This is a genomic window from Pantoea sp. EEL5, from assembly GCF_049892805.1.
GTDB classification, from domain to species: domain Bacteria; phylum Pseudomonadota; class Gammaproteobacteria; order Enterobacterales; family Enterobacteriaceae; genus Pantoea; species Pantoea ananatis.
Genome location: NZ_JBNDNJ010000007.1, coordinates 113,445 through 128,765 on the forward strand (window position 1 = coordinate 113,445; position 15,321 = coordinate 128,765).

Here is a 15,321-nt window from a genome sequence, read left to right on the forward strand (position 1 = left end):
ATTTCCACTCAGGCGTTTATACAACAGGAATCAGGCTGCAAACGCAACCTGAGTATTGTCAGAAGATTTTAGCGGATTGTCAGGAAAGGCTGTATTGCCGGTTAGCTGAAATGTATCTGTGGTTGAGCCTGGCGTTCGGCCAGACGTTTCAACGCCGCATTGAGCAACACACCATAGGCAGGCAGGAAGAACACCATGCAGATCAGCACCTTGAAACTGTAATCGACCAGGGCGATTTCCACCCAGTGCTGCGCCATAAACGCATCGGAGCTTTTATAGAAGGCGATAAAAAAGAACGCCAGCGTGTCGCTGATATTACCTAAAAACATGGCACAGCCGGGCGCTATCCACCACTGCGGCAGGCGACGCAGGCGGTTAAAGACATGCACATCCAGAATCTGGCCCAGCGCGTAAGCCATAAAGCTGGCGCAGGCGATACGGGCGACAAACAGGTTCACCTGCTGCAATGCCTGCCAGCCTTGCCACTCGCCCTGATAAAACAGGCTGGAGATGGTATAGGAGATAAACAACGCCGGCACCATGACCGCCAGAATAATCCGCCGTGCAAGCGGCGCGCCAAAAATGCGGACGGTCAGATCGGTCGCCAGGAAGATAAACGGGAAACTAAAGGCGCCCCAGGTGGTATGGAAACCAAAAAGGGAGACGGGCAACTGCACCAGATAATTACTGGAGGTAATCACCAGCAGGTGAAACAGGGACAGCCAGAAAAGCGCATAAGTGCGCTGACGCGGGGTAAATGCGAGCATAGTTAGCCTTTTTAATCGTGGGGTGAGGGAACCCATTGCAGGGCGCAGAACGGTCCGCGCACTACGGTTTCATGAACAAAAAACGGCCGCATCTTACCCTGGTGTGCTATTAATGCAATGGCTAATTTTAACGCAATCGTTATCGCCTTGCGTCAAAGGGCTGACGCGCTAGAATAAGCGCCCGCCAACCTGAATTGAGATCGTGATGAGTGATGCATTTTCTTCCGCCGACCATCAACTGGATGCATTAGGCCTGCGCTGTCCCGAACCGGTCATGATGGTTCGCAAAACCGTGCGCGGGATGCAGGACGGTGAAACGCTACTGATCGTGGCTGACGATCCGGCGACCACGCGGGATATTCCCGGTTTTTGCCGCTTTATGGAGCATCGCCTGTTGGTCGCGCAAACCGACACGCTGCCTTATCAGTTTTTGATCAGAAAAGGGATGGGCGAATAACGGCGGCACCTGCCGCCGTCAGGTTGTTAATCCCGCGTGCGCAGCAGCCGCAACGCGTTCGCCGTGACCAGCGCGGTCGCGCCAGAATCAGCCAGCACCGCCAGCCACAATCCGGTCAGTCCGAGAAGCGTGGTAACCAGAAACAGCGCCTTAAGCCCTAACGCAATGCCGATATTCTGACGAATAATTGCCCGGGTGCGACGCGCCAGACCGATCATCGGAGCCAGATGGCTGAGCTGATTGCTCGTCAGGGCCGCATCGGCTGCTTCCAGCGCGACATCGGTGCCGCTGCCCATGGCGATGCCCAGCGTGGCCGCCTTCATTGCTGGCGCATCATTGATGCCGTCGCCCACCATTGCCACAACCTGATGCTGACTGAGCTGGCGAACCCGCTCAACCTTGTCGGCGGGTAATAAGCCTGCGTGCCACGCGATATCCAGTTGTTGCGCCACCACAGCCGCCGCTCGCGGGTTATCCCCTGTGAGCATAATGCTGTTGATGCCGAGCGCCTTTAACGCCTGCAACGCGGCAGGCGTTTCACTGCGCAGCCGATCGCGCAACGCGAGTGCACCCAGCGCATCGCCATTACGCAGCACAATCACCAGGGTTTCGCCCTGGGCTTCCTGCTCGCTAATCATGTCCAGTTGCTGGGCGTTCAGCGCGTTGACGTAGGCCGGTGCCAGCAGTTCAATGCGCTGGCCTGCAACCTCGGCCCTGATGCCGCTGCCGGCGATGGCCTGTTGATGTGCGGCTGCCGGAATTGTCAGGGATTTCGCCTGGGCCGCAGCCACAATTGCCGTAGCCAGCGGATGCGTGGAGCCTTGTTCAACGGCGGCGCCCAGCAGCAGAATCTCGTCTTCACTGAGATCGCCGAATGACAAAATGCGGGTTAACTGCGGTTTGCCTTCCGTGAGCGTCCCGGTTTTATCGAACGCAATCGTCTGCACCGTACTCAGGCGTTCCAGGGCTGCACCGCCCTTGATTAAAGCGCCGCGCCGCGCCGCAGTCGCAAGGCCAGACGTAATGGCCGCTGGCGTCGAGATCACCAGTGCACAGGGGCAACCGATGAGAAGTAACGTCAGCCCTTTGTAGATCCACGGTAGCCATGGACCGGCGCCGAGCAGCGGCGGTATGACCATGACCAGCAGCGCCAGCAGCATGATTGCTGGCGTGTAGATGCGGCTGAAATTATCGATAAAGCGTTCCACCGGAGCACGATGGCTTTCGGCTTCCTCAATCAGCTGCAAAATGCGGTCAATCGCGCTCTCGCCGGGTTTTGACACCACGTCCAGCGTCACCAGCCTGTCCACGCTGGTGGCGCCAGCAAGCACCTTATCGCCCCGCATGCGAAGAACCGGCAAAGACTCGCCGGTTAAGGCGCTTTCATCGAAGCTGGCGCTTTCCGCGACCAGGCATCCGTCAACCGGCAGGCGACCACCGGCGGCAACCTCTATACGGTCGCCTGGCTGCAGCGCCGCCAGTGGAACCTCACTGCGAACGCCATTTTGCAGGCGCACGGCCGATTCGGGACGGATCGCCATCAGCTGACTCACGCCACTGCGCGCACGGGTTGCCGCATAGGCCTCCAGGCGTTCACCCAGTTGGAACAGCAGCAACACCATGGCTGCTTCCGCATGGGCGCCAATCAACAGCGCGCCCGCCGACGCCAGCGTCATCAGGGTTTCAATCGTAAAAGCGGAGCCGGTTCGTAGACGCTGCCAGGCTTTACGCGCGACCGGTGCCAGGCCAACCAGCGTGGTGAGAATAAATAATCGATCGCCCCACACAGCATTGATCTGGCTGAGCGCAACGCTGGCCAGCATTAACCCGGCGAGCAGAAAAAGGGGGATATGTGTTTGCCAGGAGGCGAGTGAAGAAGCGGAAGCAGCGGTGGAGGAGAGTTGAAATCCGGCTTTTCTGACGGCGTCTTCTATTGCTCCTTGAACCGGTGCGCGGGCGTCAACAATCAGCTTCTCACTGGAGAATACGACGCGGGCCTGGGTGACATCAGGAAGCTGACGAACGGCCGTTTCAATAGCGCGGGCACAGCTGGGGCAGTCCATGCCGCTGACCAGCCAGCTGAACTGAAAAGCATCTGAGGACCGTCGTCGGTCACCTTCGTCATTGGCTTCACTGCTGGATGAACTGCCGCACGCGCAGTCACCAGCGCAGCCATTGCCGTCAGAAATTTCAGGCGTTGCCGCAGTAACCGACAGCGTACCGGAACGAACAGGGCGGATTGCACAAAGCGGTTTTGCGGCACGGTGCGTACCGCAGGGCTTACCGCAGCCACAAGCATGATGTTGATGCATATAACCTCCGGAAGACGTGGGCACCATGCCCACACCTTATCTTACACCCGACGGTTTATTCCATCTTCAGATTTATTGTGACGCTTTCTTAGTAAATCCACAGGGAGCGGACAATCATAAAGTGGCCCGCGAAATAGCAGGCTGCGACGATGGCGCTGTCCGCGCTAAAGCGGCGACGGTAATGGCTGATAAACCACACAATATTGGCCAAAAGAAGCAGGGCCGAACCGACGAGAATCGAAAAGCTGTAATCGCTGGGACGGAAAAAATATTGCTCTGCCGCCATCCAGTTCATCACCAGCGTCATGCCGATAAGCGTACAGACCGGCCAGCGTAGCGTTTCCAGCTTGCTCCACAGAATGCCAATCACGACAACCCCGATGATCAAAAAGGTCAGCGGAATGGGCCAGTAGAAACTCATCGTCATGTTGGCGGCGAAGCACAGCGTATAGAGCAGATGCGACAGGAAAAACGCGCCCAGCGCGTAGAGCGTCTGCTGACGTGGAAGTAGCGTCAGCGTATCGCCGACAAGCGTGGCGACCAGCCCGGCCACAATCAGATAGTCTGACGTGTTGCGCGTAGGGGCTTGCCAGGCGAGGCCGACTAACAGCAGTAAGGTTACCGGCTTGAATAACCAGCGTTGCCATTGAGGTCCCCGGTAAGAGGCATCCACATACAGCCAGCCGGAGAAAAGTACCGCGAGAAAGGACCAGAGCATTGCTTCTCCCTATTGACCAAAAATGGTGACAGTTCCTGAAATACTCCTGTCAGTCTAGGTTACGCCAGCCTGATGTGACAATCGGTCAACTCTGGTTGTATGCTTTAGCGCGCCATGTACGCCATCTGTAACCTGAGAAACGTTGGGATATTATGAAACCACCGCTACTTTTTATCATTGTGCTGGCTGTTATCGCCGTTTTAGCGACTCGCCAGTTCATCAAACAGCGGCGTGAAGCCGCCGTCAACGATGCCTCGCCGGTTCGCACCCTGACAGTCGAAGTGAAAACCAAACGTGAGTTTTCTGTTTCCAGTCGGCGCTCGCGTGAACGGGAAGTGATCGCCGGTGATGAAATGCGCTATGAGGCCTGGTTTCATCCGCTGAACGGCGAAAGCGATATTAAGATGCGGGTAAGTGAAAGCGACTACCATCTGATGGACAAGGGCACGCAAGGGGAACTGACTCTGCAGGGCTCGCGCTTTATTCAGTTTACGCCCGCCCGGCACTGACGGCGGGCCAGGTGCCCGCCGTGACGACTTACTTACGTGGGAAGTTTTTTTTCTGCCACGCGACCAGTTCGAATACGCCAAACAAAAAGACTTTTATCTGAGTGACACGATCGATCGGCGGCGCATCTTTACCTTGAGTGGTGCGCAGCAGGACCAACTGCAGACCATGCATCAGAATCATAAATATCAGAGCCACATTGATAAACCAGGTCAGTGGCTTAGGATAAGGATGAATCAGGTTAAACAGTAAAAAACCCCATACGCACAGCATCAGCAGGCGTCCTAAATTAAGTAACATCGTGTGTCTCCTGTTGGCGCTGATATAAGCGATAGGCCACCTGGCCGGCAATTTTTTCGCGGTATAGATCCCAGTGTGCTGGAACCGGGGGAGCACCGCGTTCAACTTCACTTTCAACGTAGATGAGTGCGTCAGCAGTCAGCCAGCCGTTATTCTCCAGCAGTTGCAGCGTTTGTTCCAGCAGGCCCTGACGAAACGGCGGGTCGATAAACACGATATTGAACGGCTTACCGCTCTGCGCCAGCCATGTCAGCGTATTGGTCTGCACAACCTGGCCGTTGGCGGCCTGAAGCGTCTGTAAATTTTTGGCCAACTGCTGCGCTACCGGGCGTTCCAGCTCCAGTAACGTTGCCGACGCGGCGAAACGCGACAAGGCTTCCAGCCCCAGCGCACCACTGCCGGCAAAGCAGTCCAGACAGTTGGCCGCCTGAATAGAGGGCGCCAGCCAGTTAAACAGCGTTTCACGCACTCTGTCGGTAGTCGGGCGCAGTCCGGCGCTGTCCGGCACCGGCAATTTGCGGCCGCGCCACTGTCCGCCAATAATGCGGATTTGGCCTGCACCACCAGTCTTACGGGGAGGTTTTATCATCTTGCTCACAAATCTTCATAATTTGTTGCGTAGTTTAACGGGCGAAACGATGAGAAGAAACGTTAAAAAAGGGTGCTGTGGTGAGCTGGCTGGAAAGTGTTAGACTACAGCGTTGCTGCTGTTATGCATAATTCTGCGGTTTGACGCTCATCTGGCGTTTATCACCAATACTGTTTTTAACCCTGGGAACATTGTGCTACCGGGATGAAGCCATCGAGGAGTGTGGTTACACAATGGCAAAAGAGAAAAAACGAGGCTTTTTTTCCTGGCTGGGATTTGGCAAAGAAGAAGAGAAACAACCCTCAACGGAAGCGCAGGCATCACAAACTGCACAACCGGAAGTCCAGCAGCCAGAACAGGAAGCCCCGGCAATAAGTCAGGCGGAGATCCACGCGGAAGAGACCGTTGCAACGACTGAAAAAGTCGTTGAACAGCAACACGCAGCGGATCCCGATAGCGAAGTAAAGCTGACAGCAATTACCCCATCGACTGAAAACGTGCCTGATCCGCATGATGGCGTTATCACGCCCGCAGAACCTGCGTCCGAGCCTGTGGACGATGAGGCGCCGCTCAGCGATGATGAACTCGCCGCACTGGCGCTGGCCGATGCGGAGATCGTGGAAGTCACGCCGCACGAGCCTGAAATCCTTCAGTCCGAACCTGTCCCGGTGGCAGACGAAGCACCGCTCAGCGATGACGAACTCGCCGCACTGGCGCTGGCCGATGCGGAGATCGTGGAGGTTACGCCGCACGAGCCTGAAATCCTCGAGTCCGAACCTGTCCCGGAGGCAGACGAGGCGCCGCTCAGCGATGACGAACTCGCCGCACTGGCGCTGGCCGACGCGGATGCCGTTCAGGATGTTCCAGAAAACGCCGATCGGGTGGAGCCAACAGATACCGTCAGCGATCTTCCTTTAGCCGCCGCGCCACTGGTGACGCAGGAGCAGGATCGTCCGACAAAAGAGGGCTTCTTTGCCCGCCTGAAACGCAGCCTGGTGAAAACCCGTCAGAACCTGGGATCGGGTTTTATCGGCCTGTTCCGTGGCAAAAAGATTGATGATGAGCTGTTTGAAGAGCTCGAAGAGCAACTGCTGATTGCGGATGTGGGGGTCGAAACGACGCGCCGTATCATCACCAGCCTGACGCAGCATGCCGACCGTAAACAGCTTCGCGATGCAGAGGCGCTTTATGGCCTGCTGAAAACTGAAATGGCCGACATTCTGGCGAAAGTGGAAGAACCGCTTAATGTTGAAGGCAAAACGCCTTTTGTCATTTTGATGGTCGGTGTTAACGGCGTAGGTAAAACGACCACCATCGGCAAGCTGGCTCGTCAGTATCAGGCAGAAGGCAAGTCGGTCATGCTGGCGGCGGGCGACACCTTCCGTGCAGCGGCCGTTGAACAGCTTCAGGTATGGGGCCAGCGTAACAACATTTCTGTGGTGGCGCAGCATACCGGTGCCGATTCCGCTTCGGTGATTTTCGATGCGATTCAGGCCGCGAAATCCCGTGGCGTTGACGTGTTAATCGCCGACACCGCAGGCCGTTTGCAAAACAAATCGCACCTGATGGAAGAACTGAAGAAAATTACGCGCGTCATGAAAAAACTGGATGAGCAGGCGCCGCATGAAGTCATGCTGACAATTGATGCCAGCACCGGGCAAAATGCCATCAGCCAGGCCAAACTGTTCCATGAAGCGGTTGGTCTGACCGGTATTACCCTGACAAAACTGGATGGCACGGCCAAAGGCGGTGTGATTTTCTCGGTGGCAGATCAGTTTGGCATCCCTATCCGGTATATCGGTGTCGGAGAAGGCATCGAAGATTTACGGCCGTTCAAGGCCGAGGATTTTATTGAGGCATTGTTTGCCCGAGAGGACTAATTAGGATGATTCGCTTTGAAGAGGTCAGTAAGGCATATCTCGGCGGACGTCAGGCGCTGCAGGGCGTAGATTTTCATCTACGTCCCGGTGAAATGGCGTTTCTGACCGGCCATTCTGGCGCAGGGAAAAGTACCTTGCTGAAGCTGATTTGTGGCATTGAGCGTCCCAGCGCCGGACAAATCTGGTTTAGCGGGCATGACATTTCACGCCTGCGTAACAGCGAGGTGCCGTTTCTGCGCCGTCAGATTGGTATGATCTTTCAGGATCACCACCTGCTGATGGATCGTTCTGTCTATGACAACGTGGCCATTCCGCTGATCATCTCCGGTGCCAGCGGGGAAGATATCCGGCGGCGTGTTTCAGCCGCGCTAGATAAAGTGGGCCTGCTCGACAAAGCGAAAAGTTATCCTATTCAACTTTCCGGTGGTGAACAGCAGCGCGTGGGTATTGCACGCGCGGTGGTGAATAAACCGGCGGTGCTGTTGGCTGATGAACCAACCGGTAACCTGGATGAGGCGCTGTCTGAAGACATCCTGCGCCTGTTTGAAGAGTTTAACCGCGTTGGGGTGACGGTCCTGATGGCGACACACGATGTGGGGCTAATCGGTCGCCGAAATTATCGGGTGATGACGCTAAATAAAGGACGCCTGCACGGAGGCCACGATGGTCAATAAACGCAACAAACGCGCGCCCGCGCCGAAGGCGAAGCAACCGTCGAAAAGCAAAGCGTTACGCGGCGGCTGGCAGGAGCAGTGGCGCTATGCGCTGCGCGGTACGTTGTCTGACATGTGGCGTCAGCCGTTAGCGACGTTGCTGACGGTGATGGTTATCGCGATCTCTCTGACGTTGCCCAGCGTGTGTTACATGGTGTGGAAAAACGTTAGCCAGGCCGCCACTCAGTGGTATCCCGCGCCGCAGCTGACGGTCTATCTCTCCAAAACGCTGGATGATGCCGCCGCCGAAAACGTGACGACTCAGCTGAAGCAGGTCGATGGCGTGGACCACGTTAACTACCTGACGCGTGAAGAAGCCCTGAACGAATTCCGTAACTGGTCAGGCTTTGGCGGCGCGATGGATATGCTGGAGCAGAATCCTCTCCCGGCCGTGGTCATCATTACGCCTAAACTGACCTTCCAGAATTCCGACACGCTACAAACTTTGCGCGACAGGGTGGCGAAAGTGCAGGGCGTTGACGAAGTGCGCATGGATGACAGCTGGTTTGCTCGTCTTGCGGCGCTGACCGGGCTGGTGGGGCAGATTGCCTCCATGATCGGTATCTTAATGATCGTGGCGGTGTTCCTGGTGATTGGCAACAGCGTCAGGCTGAGCATTTTTGCCCGGCGCGATACCATCAACGTGCAGAAGTTGATCGGGGCGACCGACGGGTTTATTCTGCGTCCGTTCCTGTATGGCGGTGCGTTGTTAGGTTTCTCTGGTGCCGTGTTATCGCTGCTTCTTTCCGAAGTGCTGGTCCTGCGTTTGCAGTCCGTGGTGGCGCATGTTGCCTCGGTGTTTGGCACGACCTTCTCGCTGGAAGGGTTCTCCTGGGATGAGGCACTGTTGCTGCTGCTGATCGCGGCGATTATTGGATGGGTTGCGGCCTGGCTGGCTACGGTACAACATTTACGCCGATTTACGCCGCAGTAAACCTCTGCAACATTTTTTTGTTATAATCATCCTCTGCTGCCGACAATGGGTGCAGAGGATATTGCCCCGCTGTCATCTGTGTGTAAAATATTCACTGCTAAAATTGAACTTGTGGATAACTTTGTTTTCCAAGTAGCACAGATTGCTTTTGGTTTTCCTGCGACGTTGACATAATGTGACGTGCGCTTAAGGAAAGATGCGGCAATTCCACTGATTTTGTGAGGGTTTGAATGACCAAAGAAATGCAAACTTTAGCTATTGCTCCTCTGGGCAACCTGGAATCTTACGTTCGGGCTGCCAACACCTGGCCGATGCTGTCGGCAGAAGAGGAAAAGGCGTTGGCTGAACGGCTGCATTACCAGGGCGATCTGGATGCGGCTAAGACGCTGATCCTGTCTCACCTACGCTTTGTTGTTCATATCGCTCGTAACTACTCAGGTTACGGCCTGCCTCAGGCTGACCTGATTCAGGAAGGTAACATCGGCTTGATGAAAGCCGTTCGTCGCTTTAATCCTGAAGTTGGCGTCCGTCTGGTATCCTTTGCCGTACACTGGATTAAAGCGGAAATTCACGAATATGTGCTGCGTAACTGGCGTATCGTGAAAGTGGCGACCACGAAGGCACAGCGCAAGCTGTTCTTTAACCTGCGTAAAACCAAGCAGCGCCTGGGCTGGTTTAATCAGGACGAAGTAGAAATGGTCGCGCGCGAGTTGGGCGTGAGCAGCAAAGATGTGCGGGAAATGGAATCGCGCATGGCCGCTCAGGATATGACCTTCGATATGTCCGCTGATGACGAAAGCGGTGAAGGTAAATCCATGGCGCCGGTGCTGTATCTCCAGGATAAAACCTCTGATTTTGCCGACGGTATCGAAGAGGATAACTGGGAGTCACATGCAGCCGACAAGCTGACGTACGCAATGGAAGGCTTGGACGAGCGCAGCCAGCATATCATTCGCGCCCGCTGGCTGGATGAGGACAACAAAACTACCCTGCAGGAACTGGCCGATCGTTATGGCGTTTCCGCAGAGCGCGTCCGACAGCTTGAAAAGAACGCGATGAAGAAACTCCGAATGGCTATCGAAGCCTGACGAGACAGGGCGACTTCAGGTCGCCCTTTTTTATTGTCTGTTTTTTTATTTTACCCAGCCGTCAACCTGGGCGCGAAAACCACAGGCCTGCATAAACGCCGCCCGAATACGTTGATCGTCACTGCCGTCATCGGCAATCCACCAGTCGTTTAACGATGGATTCTGCTTCATCGTCTCTTCCAGCAAATACTGTCCTACGCCACGTCGCCGGGTAACATCTCTTACAGCCAAATGATGCACTTTGCCGTGAATACCTGAAATTTCAAGTTGTAATGCAGCCAGTAGACGATCGTTGAAGCGCGCCGCATAAAGACGATGGCTTTCATTCAACGCTGTCTCCAGCTTTTCTATATCGATCTCAGGCCAGATTTTCCCCAGATCTATCCGGTCCTGTAGCGTCAACGAGGTGAGACGCAAAATGGTGAGCTTCATAATAAACACCTGTGCGTGTAAAAAGTCGTTAGTGTAGTCAATTCCCGTTACCGGAACCCTGGCACATTTTAGGCAATAAAACAGGTCAAAACAGCGACAGAGTGCCAGGATAATAGCTATAAACATGATATCCGCTTTTAAAGGCAGCATAACGCGCTGGCCTGGTGAGTAAAAGCCACGCATTGGCTCCAGAGGATTATGCTGCTTTTGGCTGCGAATCATGAATATGTCAGTTGCTTTACAGAATAAACTTCCTGTTTAATAGACTGAAATATAAAGCCTTATTATTAATAAAAGCCAGAAAAGCGTGCTAACTCATTATTGTTAAATCAGTTTTCCACTTTATCTGGCAGAAAATAAAACCACTCACAACAAACACGACACAACTGATGGGGTAGTTCGCATGAAAATGACAGGTCGCGCGTTACTGGCTGGATGCGTTGCATTGGCGATGAGCCATGCGGCAATGGCGAAAGAGATTAAAATAGCTATCGTAGGCGCCGCTACTGGCCCAGTCGCGCAATACGGTGATATGGAATTTACCGGCGCTGCACAGGCGATTAAAGATATTAATGCCAAAGGCGGCGTGAACGGCGACAAACTGGTCGGTGTGGAATATGACGACGCCTGCGACCCAAAACAAGCGGTTGCGGTGGCGAACAAGGTGATCAACGACGGCATTAAGTATGTTATCGGCCACCTGTGCTCCTCCTCAACTCAGCCCGCTTCAGATATCTACAACGACGAAGGCGTGCTGATGATTACCCCCGCGGCCACGGCACCTGAACTCACGGCACGTGGCTATGCAGATGTGATGCGCACCACCGGTCTGGATTCTGACCAGGGCCCAACGGCGGCGAACTACATTCTGGATGTGATCAAACCTAAACGTATCGCTGTGGTGCATGACAAACAGCAGTACGGCCAAGGCCTCGCGGAATCCGTACAAAAAACCCTTAAGGCCAAAGGCGGCAACGTGGTGATGTTCGAAGGTATCACCGCGGGCGATAAAGATTTCTCTACGCTGGTTGCGCGTCTGAAGAAAGAGAACGTGGATTTCGTGTACTACGGTGGTTACTACCCGGAGCTGGGCCAGATTCTGCGCCAGGCGAAAGCGGCAGGCCTGAAAGCCGGCTTTATGGGACCAGAAGGTGTGGGTAACGCCTCGCTGTCTAACATCGCAGGCGACGCTTCTGAAGGGCTGTATGTAACCTTACCAAAACGTTACGACCAGCTGCCGCAGAACAAGGCGATTGTTGAAGCCATTAAAGCGAATACCGCGTCTAACCGCAAAGATCCAACCGGCCCCTTTGTCTGGACAACCTACGCGGCGATTCAGTCTCTGGTAACTGGTATTGAACGCAGTAAGAGCGATGAGCCAGATGCGATTGCGAAGAACCTGAAAACCGGCGCGCCTGTGCCGACAGTGATGGGTGACCTGAGCTGGGATCAGAAAGGCGATCTGAAAGGCTTCGAGTTTGGTGTCTTCAAATGGCACAAAGACGGTTCATCCACCGCGGTTAAATAAGGTCATGACGCTTCCCTGCAGCCTTTGCTCGGGGAAGCAGGCCAAAGCGATGCGCCCTGTGGGGCAATGCTTTCGCCTTGCTAACCCTCTCCTGCTGGCAGGAGAGGGGTTTTCTGGTTTCTGAGTAGGTCCTCATTATGTCCGAGCAGTTTCTCTATTTCATTCAGCAGATGTTCAACGGGGTCACCCTCGGGAGCACATACGCGCTGATCGCCATTGGCTACACCATGGTTTACGGCATTATCGGCATGATCAACTTCGCCCACGGCGAGGTCTATATGATCGGCAGCTATGTCTCTTTTATGGTGATTGCTGCCCTGATGATGATGGGCATTGATACCTCATGGCTCATGATCGCCGCCGGCTTTGTGATGGCAGTGATTATTTCCAGCGCCTATGGCTGGAGCATTGAGCGCGTGGCTTACCGGCCGGTTCGCTCTTCCAAGCGCCTGATTGCGCTGATCTCCGCCATCGGAATGTCCATCTTCCTGCAAAACTACGTCAGCCTCACCCAGGGCTCGCGCGATCTTGCGTTGCCGAGCTTAATTACCGGCCAGTGGACGCTGGGAGAAAGCAATGGTTTCGCGGCCACGCTGTCGACGATGCAGCTGGTGATCTGGGTGGTGACGTTCCTGACCATGCTGGCACTGACCCTGTTTATTCGCTATTCCCGCATGGGCCGCGCCTGCCGAGCCTGTGCTGAAGACCTGAAGATGGCCAGCCTGCTGGGCATTAATACGGATCGCGTCATTTCGCTGACCTTCGTGATTGGTGCCGCGATGGCGGCGGTGGCCGGCGTGCTGTTAGGCCAGTTTTATGGCTCCATCAACCCCTTTATCGGCTTCATGGCGGGCATGAAAGCCTTTACCGCAGCGGTGCTGGGCGGCATTGGCAGTATTCCGGGCGCGATGATTGGCGGTCTGGTGCTGGGCATTGCTGAAGCCCTGACCTCGGCTTATCTCTCCACGGAATATAAAGATGTGGTGTCGTTTGCCTTACTGATCGTGGTGCTGCTGGTGATGCCGACCGGCATTCTGGGCCGTCCGGAGGTAGAGAAAGTATGAAACGCCTTGGTCTGGTCAATGCGCTGATCTCTACGGTCATGTTGCTGGTTCTGGCCGCGTTCTTTATGGGAATGCGCCTCGATCTGAATGGTACGAAGCTACAGGTGGTCAATGCCGGTAGCGTGCGCTGGAACTGGATATTTATCGGTTGTGCGGTGGTGTTTCTGTTCCAGCTGCTGCGTCCGCTGCTTCAGGGCAAGCTGAAGCGCAGCAGTGGCGGTCTGGTGCTGCCTGGGTTTGATGGTTCCACGCCGAAGCAAAAACTTGTCATGGCGTTAATGATCGCTGCTGCCGTTATCTGGCCTTTTCTGGTATCGCGCGGCAGCGTTGATATTGCGACGCTGACGCTCATCTACATCATGCTGGGCCTGGGGCTGAACGTGGTGGTTGGGCTATCGGGGCTGCTGGTTCTGGGCTATGGCGGCTTCTATGCCATCGGTGCCTATACCTTTGCTTTGCTCAATCATTACTATGGTTTCGGTTTCTGGCAGAGCCTGCCGCTGGCCGGATTAGTGGCCGCGGCCTTTGGCCTGCTGCTGGGGTTCCCGGTATTGCGGCTGCGCGGCGATTATCTGGCTATCGTGACGCTGGGCTTCGGCGAAATCGTCCGTATTCTGCTGCTTAACAATACCGCGATTACAGGGGGACCGAACGGTATTGCCCAGATTCCTAAACCCACTTTCTTCGGCCTGGAGTTCGGCCGCCGCGTCAGTGAAGGGGGATGGGGCACGTTTCACGAGGTCTTTGGCATGAAGTACGATCCCAGCGACAGGGTGATTTTCCTGTATCTGGTGGCGTTACTGTTAGTGGTGTTGACGCTGTTTGTGATTAACCGTCTGCTGCGTATGCCGCTTGGACGGGCCTGGGAAGCACTGCGTGAAGATGAGATTGCCTGTCGCTCGCTGGGCTTAAGCCCGACCCGTATCAAGCTGACTGCCTTTACTATCAGTGCGGCTTTTGCGGGGTTTGCCGGTACGCTGTTTGCCGCCCGCCAGGGATTTGTCAGTCCCGAATCCTTTACCTTCGTTGAATCCGCGTTTGTGCTGGCCATCGTGGTTCTGGGCGGAATGGGATCGCAGTTTGCGGTGATTCTGGCCGCCATTCTGCTGGTGGTGTCGCGTGAACTGATGCGCGACCTCAATGAGTACAGCATGCTGGTCCTCGGTGGGTTGATGGTGCTGATGATGATCTGGCGGCCGCAGGGTTTATTGCCGATGAAGCGTCCACACCTGAAACTCAGGCAGGGTAAACAAGGAGAGCAGGCATGAGTCAGCCTTTATTAGCCGTTGAAGGCCTGATGATGCGCTTCGGCGGTCTGTTAGCCGTAAACAACGTCAAACTGGAACTGCGTCCACAGGAAATCGTGTCGCTTATCGGTCCGAACGGAGCAGGCAAAACCACCGTGTTCAACTGCCTGACAGGTTTCTACAAGCCAACAGGCGGCAGCATTACCTTGCGTGACAAGAATCTGGCCGGTTTATCCGGGCAGAAGATCGCGCGCATGGGGATTGTCCGTACCTTTCAGCATGTGCGCCTGTTCCGCGAAATGACGGTGATAGAAAACCTGCTGGTCGCGCAGCATCAACATCTGAAAAGCGGGGTCTTTTCCGGCCTGATTAAAACGCCCGCCTTTCGCCGCAGTGAAGGCGAGGCGCTGGATCGTGCCGCCACCTGGCTCGAACGCGTCGGGTTGCTGGACATGGCCAACCGCCAGGCCGGTAATCTGGCCTACGGTCAGCAGCGCCGCCTGGAGATCGCCCGCTGCATGGTGACGCGTCCGGAGATTTTAATGCTGGATGAACCGGCCGCCGGGCTTAACCCCAAAGAAACGCACGAGCTTGATGAATTGATTGCCGAGTTACGTGGCGAACATAAGGTTTCCGTTTTATTGATTGAGCACGACATGAAACTGGTCATGGGCATTTCCGATCGTATCTATGTGGTTAATCAGGGAACGCCGCTGGCTAACGGCACGCCGGAAGAGATTCGTAACAATCCGGACGTGATCCGTGCCTATTTAGGAGAGGCGTAA

16 protein-coding genes are annotated in these 15,321 nt (G+C 55.2%); 10 read left to right on the top strand and 6 right to left on the bottom strand.

The genetic code is table 11. The features are described 5' to 3' along the window. Window positions 1-101: 101 nt before the first annotated feature. The gene (locus ACPXSQ_RS20345; protein ID WP_019106371.1) at window positions 102-767 is read right to left on the bottom strand and encodes a 7-cyano-7-deazaguanine/7-aminomethyl-7-deazaguanine transporter; all 666 of its coding nucleotides are present in this window, start codon (window positions 765-767) and stop codon (window positions 102-104) included. Window positions 768-972: 205 nt separating this feature from the next. Between ACPXSQ_RS20345 and tusA the strand changes: the two genes are divergently transcribed. Next, window positions 973-1,224, top strand: a complete 252-nt coding sequence (gene tusA, locus ACPXSQ_RS20350) for a sulfurtransferase TusA (RefSeq protein WP_014604827.1) — start codon at window positions 973-975, stop codon at window positions 1,222-1,224. Window positions 1,225-1,250: 26 nt separating this feature from the next. Here tusA and ACPXSQ_RS20355 read toward each other — a convergent pair whose 3' ends face one another. Together ACPXSQ_RS20355 and ACPXSQ_RS20360 are read right to left on the bottom strand one after the other, a co-directional pair. Then, window positions 1,251-3,536, bottom strand: a complete 2,286-nt coding sequence (locus ACPXSQ_RS20355) for a zinc/cadmium/mercury/lead-transporting ATPase (RefSeq protein WP_426144259.1) — start codon at window positions 3,534-3,536, stop codon at window positions 1,251-1,253. An 88-nt stretch (window positions 3,537-3,624) separates the two neighbouring features. Beyond that, window positions 3,625-4,254 (bottom strand): lysoplasmalogenase, encoded by a 630-nt coding sequence (locus ACPXSQ_RS20360; RefSeq protein ID WP_013027566.1) that lies wholly within the window; start codon window positions 4,252-4,254, stop codon window positions 3,625-3,627. 152 nt (window positions 4,255-4,406) lie between these two features. Here ACPXSQ_RS20360 and ACPXSQ_RS20365 point away from each other — a divergent pair, with 152 nt between their 5' ends. Further along, entirely contained in the window at window positions 4,407-4,763 is a 357-nt protein-coding gene (locus tag ACPXSQ_RS20365; protein WP_013027565.1) for a DUF2500 domain-containing protein, read from the top strand. Window positions 4,764-4,791: 28 nt separating this feature from the next. On the opposite strand, the gene ACPXSQ_RS20370 is transcribed toward ACPXSQ_RS20365, so the two are convergent. Both ACPXSQ_RS20370 and rsmD read right to left on the bottom strand, forming a co-directional pair. Beyond that, complete coding sequence (locus tag ACPXSQ_RS20370) at window positions 4,792-5,061, bottom strand: DUF1145 family protein (protein ID WP_013027564.1); 270 nt, start codon at window positions 5,059-5,061, stop codon at window positions 4,792-4,794. Continuing rightward, a complete protein-coding gene (rsmD, locus tag ACPXSQ_RS20375) occupies window positions 5,051-5,650 on the bottom strand; it encodes a 16S rRNA (guanine(966)-N(2))-methyltransferase (RefSeq protein ID WP_014594808.1) in 600 nt (199 codons plus the stop codon). The genes ACPXSQ_RS20370 and rsmD overlap by 11 nt, the downstream gene beginning before the upstream one ends. 233 nt (window positions 5,651-5,883) lie before the next feature. Here rsmD and ftsY point away from each other — a divergent pair, with 233 nt between their 5' ends. The 4 genes from ftsY (at window position 5,884) to rpoH (ending at window position 10,265) form a co-directional block, all read left to right on the top strand. Next, on the top strand, window positions 5,884-7,530 hold the full coding sequence (ftsY, locus tag ACPXSQ_RS20380; protein ID WP_426144260.1) for a signal recognition particle-docking protein FtsY: 1,647 nt from the start codon (window positions 5,884-5,886) through the stop codon (window positions 7,528-7,530). A 5-nt stretch (window positions 7,531-7,535) separates the two neighbouring features. Further along, a complete protein-coding gene (gene ftsE, locus ACPXSQ_RS20385; RefSeq protein ID WP_013027561.1) occupies window positions 7,536-8,204 on the top strand; it encodes a cell division ATP-binding protein FtsE in 669 nt (222 codons plus the stop codon). Then, a complete protein-coding gene (gene ftsX, locus ACPXSQ_RS20390) occupies window positions 8,194-9,177 on the top strand; it encodes a permease-like cell division protein FtsX (RefSeq protein WP_022622526.1) in 984 nt (327 codons plus the stop codon). Before ftsE ends, ftsX begins: the two co-directional genes overlap by 11 nt. A 230-nt stretch (window positions 9,178-9,407) precedes the next feature. Beyond that, window positions 9,408-10,265: an RNA polymerase sigma factor RpoH gene (gene rpoH, locus ACPXSQ_RS20395; protein WP_013027559.1), complete on the top strand. Its 858-nt coding sequence runs from the start codon at window positions 9,408-9,410 to the stop codon at window positions 10,263-10,265. A 45-nt stretch (window positions 10,266-10,310) separates the two neighbouring features. On the opposite strand, the gene panM is transcribed toward rpoH, so the two are convergent. Further along, on the bottom strand, window positions 10,311-10,697 hold the full coding sequence (panM, locus tag ACPXSQ_RS20400; protein ID WP_014604831.1) for an aspartate 1-decarboxylase autocleavage activator PanM: 387 nt from the start codon (window positions 10,695-10,697) through the stop codon (window positions 10,311-10,313). A 403-nt stretch (window positions 10,698-11,100) separates the two neighbouring features. Between panM and ACPXSQ_RS20405 the strand changes: the two genes are divergently transcribed. The 4 genes from ACPXSQ_RS20405 to livG all read left to right on the top strand — a co-directional run bounded on the left by ACPXSQ_RS20405 (window position 11,101) and on the right by livG (window position 15,321). Continuing rightward, complete coding sequence (locus tag ACPXSQ_RS20405; RefSeq protein ID WP_013027557.1) at window positions 11,101-12,225, top strand: branched-chain amino acid ABC transporter substrate-binding protein; 1,125 nt, start codon at window positions 11,101-11,103, stop codon at window positions 12,223-12,225. A gap of 137 nt (window positions 12,226-12,362) precedes the next feature. Then, a complete protein-coding gene (gene livH / locus ACPXSQ_RS20410; protein WP_014594805.1) occupies window positions 12,363-13,289 on the top strand; it encodes a high-affinity branched-chain amino acid ABC transporter permease LivH in 927 nt (308 codons plus the stop codon). Next, window positions 13,286-14,557 (top strand): high-affinity branched-chain amino acid ABC transporter permease LivM, encoded by a 1,272-nt coding sequence (locus tag ACPXSQ_RS20415; RefSeq protein ID WP_013027555.1) that lies wholly within the window; start codon window positions 13,286-13,288, stop codon window positions 14,555-14,557. The genes livH and ACPXSQ_RS20415 overlap by 4 nt, the downstream gene beginning before the upstream one ends. After that, window positions 14,554-15,321: a high-affinity branched-chain amino acid ABC transporter ATP-binding protein LivG gene (livG, locus tag ACPXSQ_RS20420; RefSeq protein ID WP_013027554.1), complete on the top strand. Its 768-nt coding sequence runs from the start codon at window positions 14,554-14,556 to the stop codon at window positions 15,319-15,321. Before ACPXSQ_RS20415 ends, livG begins: the two co-directional genes overlap by 4 nt.

What these genes read in the sequence shown, in the direction of transcription:
- ACPXSQ_RS20370 (WP_013027564.1), bottom strand. Translation starts at nt 5,061, where the DNA reads ATGTTACTTAATTTAGGACGCCTGCTGATGCTGTGCGTATGGGGTTTT.
- livG (WP_013027554.1), top strand. Translation starts at nt 14,554, where the DNA reads ATGAGTCAGCCTTTATTAGCCGTTGAAGGCCTGATGATGCGCTTCGGC.
- ACPXSQ_RS20355 (WP_426144259.1), bottom strand. Translation starts at nt 3,536, where the DNA reads ATGCATCAACATCATGCTTGTGGCTGCGGTAAGCCCTGCGGTACGCAC.
- ACPXSQ_RS20415 (WP_013027555.1), top strand. Translation starts at nt 13,286, where the DNA reads ATGAAACGCCTTGGTCTGGTCAATGCGCTGATCTCTACGGTCATGTTG.
- ftsX (WP_022622526.1), top strand. Translation starts at nt 8,194, where the DNA reads ATGGTCAATAAACGCAACAAACGCGCGCCCGCGCCGAAGGCGAAGCAA.
- ftsE (WP_013027561.1), top strand. Translation starts at nt 7,536, where the DNA reads ATGATTCGCTTTGAAGAGGTCAGTAAGGCATATCTCGGCGGACGTCAG.
- tusA (WP_014604827.1), top strand. Translation starts at nt 973, where the DNA reads ATGAGTGATGCATTTTCTTCCGCCGACCATCAACTGGATGCATTAGGC.
- ACPXSQ_RS20405 (WP_013027557.1), top strand. Translation starts at nt 11,101, where the DNA reads ATGAAAATGACAGGTCGCGCGTTACTGGCTGGATGCGTTGCATTGGCG.
- ftsY (WP_426144260.1), top strand. Translation starts at nt 5,884, where the DNA reads ATGGCAAAAGAGAAAAAACGAGGCTTTTTTTCCTGGCTGGGATTTGGC.
- ACPXSQ_RS20360 (WP_013027566.1), bottom strand. Translation starts at nt 4,254, where the DNA reads ATGCTCTGGTCCTTTCTCGCGGTACTTTTCTCCGGCTGGCTGTATGTG.
- ACPXSQ_RS20345 (WP_019106371.1), bottom strand. Translation starts at nt 767, where the DNA reads ATGCTCGCATTTACCCCGCGTCAGCGCACTTATGCGCTTTTCTGGCTG.
- rsmD (WP_014594808.1), bottom strand. Translation starts at nt 5,650, where the DNA reads ATGATAAAACCTCCCCGTAAGACTGGTGGTGCAGGCCAAATCCGCATT.
- panM (WP_014604831.1), bottom strand. Translation starts at nt 10,697, where the DNA reads ATGAAGCTCACCATTTTGCGTCTCACCTCGTTGACGCTACAGGACCGG.
- rpoH (WP_013027559.1), top strand. Translation starts at nt 9,408, where the DNA reads ATGACCAAAGAAATGCAAACTTTAGCTATTGCTCCTCTGGGCAACCTG.
- livH (WP_014594805.1), top strand. Translation starts at nt 12,363, where the DNA reads ATGTCCGAGCAGTTTCTCTATTTCATTCAGCAGATGTTCAACGGGGTC.
- ACPXSQ_RS20365 (WP_013027565.1), top strand. Translation starts at nt 4,407, where the DNA reads ATGAAACCACCGCTACTTTTTATCATTGTGCTGGCTGTTATCGCCGTT.